We start from the raw sequence: 7,669 nt of genomic DNA on the forward strand, positions 1-7,669 counted from the left end.
ATTTCACCCTGGCGCAGGCGCCGGCCAGCGTGACGGTGCCCTCGGGTCAGTCGGCCTTCGTGGGCGTGACGTTCAGCCCTCGGGTGGGCGCGGCGGGTGCCAGCGAGGGACAGCTCGCCGTCACGGTGCGGGCGGGGAGCACGACGTCGACGGAGGCGGTGGAGCTGAAGGGTGAGGGGCGCGCGTTCAAGCCGTGCCAGTACGCGCTGCCGCAGCAGCTGCGCTTCGGCAAGGTGCCGGTGGGCGCGGAGGTGGCGTTGGGCGTGTCGCTGCGCAACACCGGCGCGGAGGCGTGCTACCTGGCCTCCATGCAGCTGGTGGCGGGCTCGGACCCGTCCTTCGTCGCCGCGGCGGTGCCCAACGGCGTGCTCCAGCCCGGCCAGAAGGCCACGCTCGTCGTGCGCTTCAAGCCGGAGGCCGAGGGCGCCTTCGAGGGGCTCGCGGAGGCGTGGGTGAACCACCCGTCGCTGGGACATCCGCTGGTGACGCTGGTGGGCGAGGGCGTGAAGGGCTGCTTCGCGGTGCAGCCCACCACGGTGGACTTCGGCATCACCAAGCTGTCCTGCGGCCCGCGCACGCGGGAGCTGCTGGCCATCAACGAGTGCATTGGCCCGGTGAAGGTCGCGGGCATGGAGCTGGAGCAGACGGGCAGCGAGTTCGAGGTGGCGTCGGCCAACCCCTTCCCGGCGACGATTGCCCCGGGCGCGCGGGTGAAGCTGACGGCGCGCTACACGCCGACGGACGACGGGGATGACGCGGCGGCCCTGCGCTTCCGGCTGGAGGATGGGGGCGAGTACACGGCGGGCCTGGTGGGCCGGGGCGTGACGAAGGCGGAGCAGACGGACCGCTTCTTCCAGGAGTCGAAGGCGAAGGTGGACGTCCTCTTCGTGGTGGATAACTCGGGCTCGATGATGGAGGAGCAGCAGAGCCTGGGGCAGAACTTCGCGGCCTTCCTGAGCGCGGCGAGCGCGGCGGCGGTGGACTACCGCATCGGTGTCACCACGACGGGGTTGGACCCGTCTCCGGGTGGCTGGTCCGAGTGCCCCGGTGGCGCGCAGGGCGGAGAGAACGGGCGTCTGTTCCCGGTGGATGGCTCTCGGCCCCGCATCATCACCCCGGACACGCCGAACGCGGCGGGGGTCTTCGCCGCCAACACGCAGGTGGGTGTGTGTCATTGGAACGAGCAGGGCCTGGACGCGGCGCACCGCGCCCTGTCGGACCCGCTGCTCTACAACCTGGATGACGTCCGCACCCCTCTGGCCAACGACGGCAACGGCGGGTTCCTGCGCGAGGAGGCGAAGCTGGCCATCATCTTCCTCTCGGACGAGGAGGACTTCAGCTCGCAGCCGGTGTCCTTCTACGAGACGTACTTCCTGGCGCTGAAGGGCAACGACAAGTCCAAGCTCAGCATCAACGCGATTGTCGGCCCCATGGACCTGGCCACCTGCCCCACGTCGAGCAGCTCTGGCAGTCGCTACCTCCAGCTCGCGAGCGCGACGGGCGGCGTGGTGGAGAGCATCTGCACGCCGAACTGGGCCTCGTCGCTGGAGAAGCTCTCCAACAGCGCCTTCGGTCCCAACCGCAACTTCCCACTGACCGAGGTGCCCGCCGACTCGACGCGCATCGTCGTCGAGGTGGACGGGGTGCAGGTCACCACGGGTTGGCACTACGACGCGCGCACCAACACCATCATCTTCGACCGTGACGCGGCCCCCGCGCCCGGCTCGTTGGTGGAGGTGACGTACCCGCTGGGCTGCAACTAGGGATTGCTCGCGAGGCAGTGACGGCGCCGCGCTTTACCTTCGGGTGGAGCGCGGCGTTTCGCATTCCCTCGCGGCGCGGGACGTCACGGTGGGAACTCGAGGGAAGCACGGACCGCGTCGTGGTCCGAGCCCCCGTTGCGCAGCACCTTGGCATCCGACAGCGTGATTCGCCGGCCGAGGATGTGGTCGATCTCCACGATGGCCGGAAGGACGGAGGCCGCGCCCGGCCAGGTGGAGCCACAGCTCTCGCCCGGCCCTTCACATGCGTGCTGGAAGTCCGCGGAAGCGAAGGCCTTCATCGCATCACCCGAGCGGCCTTCGTTCATGTCCCCGAGCAGCAGCAGGGGACCCTGCTCCTTCGAATAGCGCAGCACCAGTGCGTCGGCCTGCTTCTTTCGGAGCACCGCGTTCTTCGCCATGGACTCAACCAGGTCGTCGTCCTTGCGATGCGTGGCCCCTGGCGCCATCAGGTGCACACAGGAGACCTTCAAGGTCCGCCCCGCGAGGCGCACGTCCGCCTCCAGGGCCGGCATGCGGTGTGGCTCCTGGGAGAAGTGCTCCGTGCGAGTCATCGGATGGCGACTCGCGATGCCCACGCCCCAGGTCCCCTTCCGGGGGACGAGCCGGACATGGGGATACTCCTTCCCGAGCCGTTTCCGGAAGGCGCTGGCGAACCCTGGCGTCAACTCGCGCAGACAGAGGATGTCCGGCGCCTCCTTCTCGATGAGGTCCAGCGACTTCGCCACATCCTCTGGCGGCGCGGAGTAGAGGACGTTGTAGGTCATGACCGTCACCTTCCCCTGCGTGGGTGGGGGTAACGAAGGTGTGGAGGCTTCCAGGACGGACAGCACCAGGGACGCGGCGAGGCTGGGGGGCCACATATCCAGACCCCATAGCAAGACCTGGGCTCGGACAATCGCAGGCGGAGTGTGGCCCCAGGGAGACACATTCGGGGGTGACTGTCTCCCCTGGGCCGCGTGCTGATGGCCTACACGGTGGTGTCATCGTTCCCATGCGCCGTGCCCCGGCTGCTGCTGGGGCTGTCGGGGTCCGCGCTGGGATCGGAGCGAACCTGTCCCGAGGGCGGGAAGAGGTTCGGGAACACCCGCTCGAAGAACGCCCGGATGATGGGCGGAAGCAGGGGACCCCCCATGGGGCGCGTACTGGTGGGGCTGTCGCCATCCGTGCTGGGATCTCCACCCCGAGCGACGCGCGCCGAAGCGGCGAATGTCGAGCGACCCTTCAGGGCCTGGTGGAGCGGGGCGGACCCGTGCTGCCGGTCTCCGGTGGGCTGGGAAGACTTCGGGCGTGGCTGCGCGGCGAGACGCCGCAGCGCGACCGCCGCGTGACGCAAGGGAGGCAACATGAGGGAGCTCCTGACTTCTGAATTCAGGCTTGCTTCATTCTCCAGGAAACCAAGGGCAGAGTTGCCGATGAGTGCTCAAGGCCTGGAATGAGCTTGCTTCCAGAGGGCCACCTCGCGGGCCTGGGCCTGTTTGGCTTTGCCCGCGGAGGTGAAGGCCGCGAGGGCCTCGTCGACGAGCGCGAGCGCCTGGCCTCGTGATGACTTCGCGTCCCAGAGGGCCTGGGCCAGGGTGAACTGGAGCTCCGCCCTGCGCGTGGGGCTCCACCCCAGCGGCTGGATGATATCGAGCGCGCGCTGTGCGGCGACGCGGGCGCGCTCGGGCTGCTTCAACTCCAGCCAGGTGCGAGCCAGCTCGACGAGCGACGTGACGAGGCGGGGCTGACGCGGGCCACCGTCCGCCTCCTTTCTCGCGAGCACCTCCTCCAACTCCGCCAGGGCTTCACGCGGCCGGCCCGTCTTGCGCAGCACGGCCGCGCGCTCCTCCCGCGTGCGCAACGTGGAGGAGTCCTTCGCCCCGAGCAGCCGCGCCTGGAGGGCCAGCGTCCGGTCATACCCCTTCAGCGCCGCGGCGAAGTGGCCCTGACGGTTCTCGAGCGAGGCCAGGGCCAGCAGGGACTGGGCGTACTCCGCATGCTCCTCGCCGAAGGCGTGGGCCGTCAGCGCCAGGGCCTTCTCGTGGTGCACCCGGGCTGAATCGAAGCGCTCGAGTTGCTCGTGCAGGCGGCCCAGGTCGTTGTGGAGGCGGATGGTGTCCAGGTGCGTTTCGCCGAGCGTGGCTTCGCGAAGCGCGAGGGCTTGCTCGTAGAAGGCGATCGCGGCCTCGGGGCCCTCCACCCAGCGGCGTGCGTCTCCCAGGAGGATGAGGGTGTTGGCGACCAGGGGGTGTCCTGCTCCCAGCTCGCGTCGCTGGATGGCGAGCGCCCGCTCGTAGAGCGAGACGGCATCGAGCGGGCTCCCCTGCCGCGTGCGCACGAGGGCGAGGTTGGTGAGGACCTTGGCCGTGTCGAGGTGCTCGGGCCCGAGGGTTCGCTCGCGCAAGGCAAGGGCGCGCTGGTAGTGCTCCAGGGACTGGGGGAGCTGGCCTTCGCCGAAGTACACCAGGCCCAGGTTGTTCTCCAGCCGGGCCGCGCTCTCGTCCGCCGAGCCCACGCGCTCCATCAGCGCCCGCGCCTGGGCGGCGTGCTCCAGCCCGCGCTTCATGTCCTCCAACTCGTAGCCGATGACGAAGACCAGGTCGGTGGTCGCGCGCAGGGCCAGCACGTCATGACGTCCGGCGAGCGCGGCCCGCACGGCCTCGGTCCAGGAGCGCTCGGCCTCTTCGTTCCGGGCGAGCCGATGCTCCAGCCAGCCCGCGACATGGAGCACCTCCGCCTCCAGTGGGCGGTAGCCGAGCGCGCGGGCCTCCTCCAGCGCCGCCGTGGCCTCCGTTTTCCCCTGCGCGTATCGCCCCGTCTCCAGCAGCACCTGGGCGCGCGACAGCCGCAGCCGCGCCTGCTCCATCCGGGCGCGCACGGCGGGGTCCTGGGGTTCGGGCGCGAGGGAGAGGATGGACTCCACGCGTGAGCAGTCGGAGACCGAGGGGAGGCGCAGGGAGGCCTCGGCGGCTTTCTGCACCAGGGCCGAATCGGCGCGCTCCAATGTGTCAGCGAGCACGTCAAGGGATTGGCGCCGGGATTCCAGGCAGGCCATGCGCAGCGCGAGCACGTTCTCCGGTTGCTCGTGGCGCACGTGGGTGGCCTCGCACGTCTCGGTGTAGCCCGCCTCCCAGGCCCGCGCGTAGTCGGAGAGGTGTCGGGATACCGCGTCCATGGTGGACCCCGCCAGGGAAGCGCCAGTGGAGAGCATGGCGGCGCGCACCCTGGCCTCGCGGGGGGCGCTCCACACCGGAGCGAGGCGCGCGGCGGCACCGGTGCAGGGCGCGGGCTCGGCGCGCAGCCATGGCAGGAGGGCGAGGGCGGACACCCCGGCGACAGCGCACCCGGTGGCGAGCAGCCGCGCGCGCCGGCGGGCCGGGTCCTTCCCGAGGTCCTCCAGGAGCGCGGTCATGGAGGCGTAGCGGTCCGCGGGCTTGATGCCGAGGCCGCGCAGCACCACGCGACGCACCCAGGTGGGCACGTCCGTGTCGTGCGCGGGGGCCTGGAGGTGCTCGAAGTCAGGAGGCTGGCCCCTGGCGAAGGGGCGGATGCGGAAGAGGGCTTCGTACAAGGCGACGCAGAAGCTGAACTGGTCCCCCCGGGCATCCATGGGCTCGCCGCTCCATTGCTCGGGCGGCATGTAGGCCGGGGTTCCCACCAGGGAGCCCGTGCGCGTCAGGGGCGCGGCGTCGTCATCGGGCACGTTCGCGCGCGGAGGCGTGGCCAGGGCGGGGGTGGTGTCCTGGAGGCGCGCGAGTCCGAAGTCCGTCACACGTGCGCGGCCCTCGCCATCGACGAGCACGTTGTCGGGCTTGAAGTCGCGGTGGATGAGCTGCGCGGCATGCGCGGCCGCGAGTCCCTGGCCCGCCTGCTTGAACAGGTGCAGCACCTCTCGCCACGAGCGAGGGCTGGCCTTGAGCCACTGGCGCAGGGTGGGGCCCTCGACGAACTCCATGGCCATGAAGAGTCGGCCGTCCACGGTGCCTACGTCGAAGACGGTGATGACGTGGGGATGGGAGAGTCGGGCCACGGCCTGGGCCTCGCGGAGCAGGCGCTGCTCCAGCTCCCTGGCGCCGGCGCCGTCGAGCGCGCGCACCAACTTGAGGGCGACCCTGCGGTCCAGCCGAGGGTCATACGCGCTCAGCACCACCCCCATGCCTCCGGCGCCCACGCGGTCCAGGACCACGTAGCGGCCCAACTGGGTGCCTCGCCCGGGTGAGGACGAAGGGGCGGTCGCCGGCTTGTCGGTGCCGGGTTTGGCTCCGGGCGCGTCCATCAGCGTGGTGCGCGCGGCGCCCCGAGCCGCCTCACCCACCAGCGCGAGGCACGCCGAGCAACGGTCCACGTGGGCCTCCACGGCCTGGGACTGGGACGGTTCCAGGGCCCGCTCGCAGTACGCCAGGAGGGTGTTTTCGTCGGGGCAGTCCATGGCCTCACTCAGCGCAGCAGGTGCCTCACGCTCAAGTCCAGTCCGCTCAGGAGCGTGCGGGCCAGACTTTCCAGCTCGGATGCGTCGACCTTCAGTCGTCGTCGCAGCTCCGCGTGGGTGCGCTCGGTGAGCGTGTCCCTGGCGGCCTTGAGCCATCGCGTCATGGTGGCGCGACTCACGCCATGCACCCGGCCAATGTCCTCCACGCCCACGTTCTCCACGAGGTGCAGCCGGAGGAAGGCGCGCTCGCGAAGCTCCATCGAAGCGAGCGCGGAGGCGATGGACGCTTCGATGTCCGCGTGGTGGCGGTGCTTCAGGGCGGCGAAGGAGGCGTCCTGGACAGGTAGCAGCGCTTCCTCCAGGGCGATGGGGCGGGCGGCGCGCTCACGCAGCTCCGTGAGCGCGAGCCGAAGGGCCACGGTGCGGACCCAGGTCTCCAGGGGGCCGCGACCGTCGTATTCGGCAAGACGGGGTGGGGCATCCTCGCGGGGCAGCAGCAGGCGTTCGCGCAGCCGTTGCATGGCTTCGTCCACCACGTCGGGGGCCATGTTCCTTCGAGCCAGGGGCTGGCGCGCGGCGGGGAGGAGGCGACGCTCGAAGAGCGCGAGCGCCGCCGGAAGGCCCCGTGCGCAAGCACAGGCGAGGTACAGGTCCTCCACGTGGCGGACCGGGTCCGTCCCGCCGCGTGCGCTCAGGTGCGCGAGGAAGACGCCGCGTTCGAGCACCACGCCGGGCCAGGCGGCGCGGGCCCTGAGGTACGCGTCCTCATCGGGGCGGGGTGGGTCCATGCGGTTGGGAGTGTACAACGCTGGCTCCTGTTCCAGCCCGAGGGCGCGCCGGGGCCGAGTGCTCGTACCGCGCCGAGTCATTCCCGCGGCGGGTGGATGGCGGTGGCGAAGCCTCCGGCGTGGTGCTCGGCGAGGAAGCGGGAGAGCTGGTCCGGGGTGAGTTCGCGGCAGGTGCTGGACGGGTCGTGGACGATGAAGTTGCCCTCGGGCGTCATGCCCGTCACGGCAATCCAGTGGCCTCCGGAGAAGGTGCCGGAGGCGTTGGGCGGCTGCTCGTTGGCGAGCATCACGCTGCTCTCACCGTTGACGGCGACGAGGTTGCCCGCTTCGAGCTGTTGCTGAATCCAGGCCGTATCGGAGCCGGCGTGGGTCTCCGATGTGAGTCCCTGGTTCGCGGCCATCTGCTCGATGCCGACGTAACCGGTGCCTTCGGCGCCCATGCCGATGGAGTTGGCGAGCTGGTTGATGAAGGCGCCATCGGACAGGCCCTCGCCGAGCCCATAGCCCTTGAGAATCATCGCCAGCGTCGTGGGGCCGCAGTTGGAGAAGCGGTTCCAGTCGTCCTCGGTGCCCTCGGAGGAGATCTGATTGATGTACGGCACGGGGTAGCGCTCACCCGGCGCGGAGGGGGTGGAGGGCGTTGAGCCCGGCGTCGGCGTGGCGCCCGGCGTCGGAGCGGAATCCTGGGT

At 70.6% G+C, this 7,669-nt stretch carries 6 protein-coding genes; 1 reads left to right on the plus strand and 5 read right to left on the minus strand.

Translation table 11 applies throughout. The annotated features are described in order from the left end of the window. Positions 1-1,763: choice-of-anchor D domain-containing protein (locus tag HR086_RS42580; RefSeq protein ID WP_174468493.1), on the plus strand; the 1,763-nt coding region annotated here is incomplete at its 5' end. A gap of 83 nt (positions 1,764-1,846) precedes the next feature. Here the strand turns inward: HR086_RS42580 and HR086_RS42585 are convergent. The 5 genes from HR086_RS42585 to HR086_RS42605 all read right to left on the minus strand — a co-directional run. Then, the gene (locus HR086_RS42585; RefSeq protein ID WP_174468494.1) at positions 1,847-2,644 is read right to left on the minus strand and encodes an endonuclease/exonuclease/phosphatase family protein; all 798 of its coding nucleotides are present in this window, start codon (positions 2,642-2,644) and stop codon (positions 1,847-1,849) included. Positions 2,645-2,751: 107 nt separating this feature from the next. Beyond that, positions 2,752-3,129: a hypothetical protein gene (locus HR086_RS42590; protein WP_174468495.1), complete on the minus strand. Its 378-nt coding sequence runs from the start codon at positions 3,127-3,129 to the stop codon at positions 2,752-2,754. 75 nt (positions 3,130-3,204) lie between these two features. Further along, positions 3,205-6,192, minus strand: a complete 2,988-nt coding sequence (locus tag HR086_RS42595) for a serine/threonine-protein kinase (protein ID WP_174468496.1) — start codon at positions 6,190-6,192, stop codon at positions 3,205-3,207. Between the two features lie 8 nt (positions 6,193-6,200). After that, positions 6,201-6,998, minus strand: a complete 798-nt coding sequence (locus HR086_RS42600; RefSeq protein WP_174468497.1) for a transcriptional regulator — start codon at positions 6,996-6,998, stop codon at positions 6,201-6,203. A 59-nt stretch (positions 6,999-7,057) separates the two neighbouring features. Beyond that, on the minus strand, positions 7,058-7,669 hold a 612-nt coding region (locus HR086_RS42605), incomplete at its 5' end, for a C39 family peptidase (RefSeq protein ID WP_174468498.1).

Source organism: Myxococcus sp. CA039A (genome assembly GCF_013336645.1).
In the GTDB taxonomy this organism is placed as follows: Bacteria; Myxococcota; Myxococcia; order Myxococcales; family Myxococcaceae; genus Myxococcus; species Myxococcus llanfairpwllgwyngyllgogerychwyrndrobwllllantysiliogogogochensis.

What these genes read in the sequence shown, in the direction of transcription:
- HR086_RS42590 (WP_174468495.1), bottom strand. Translation starts at nt 3,129, where the DNA reads ATGTTGCCTCCCTTGCGTCACGCGGCGGTCGCGCTGCGGCGTCTCGCC.
- HR086_RS42585 (WP_174468494.1), bottom strand. Translation starts at nt 2,644, where the DNA reads ATGTGGCCCCCCAGCCTCGCCGCGTCCCTGGTGCTGTCCGTCCTGGAA.
- HR086_RS42595 (WP_174468496.1), bottom strand. Translation starts at nt 6,192, where the DNA reads ATGGACTGCCCCGACGAAAACACCCTCCTGGCGTACTGCGAGCGGGCC.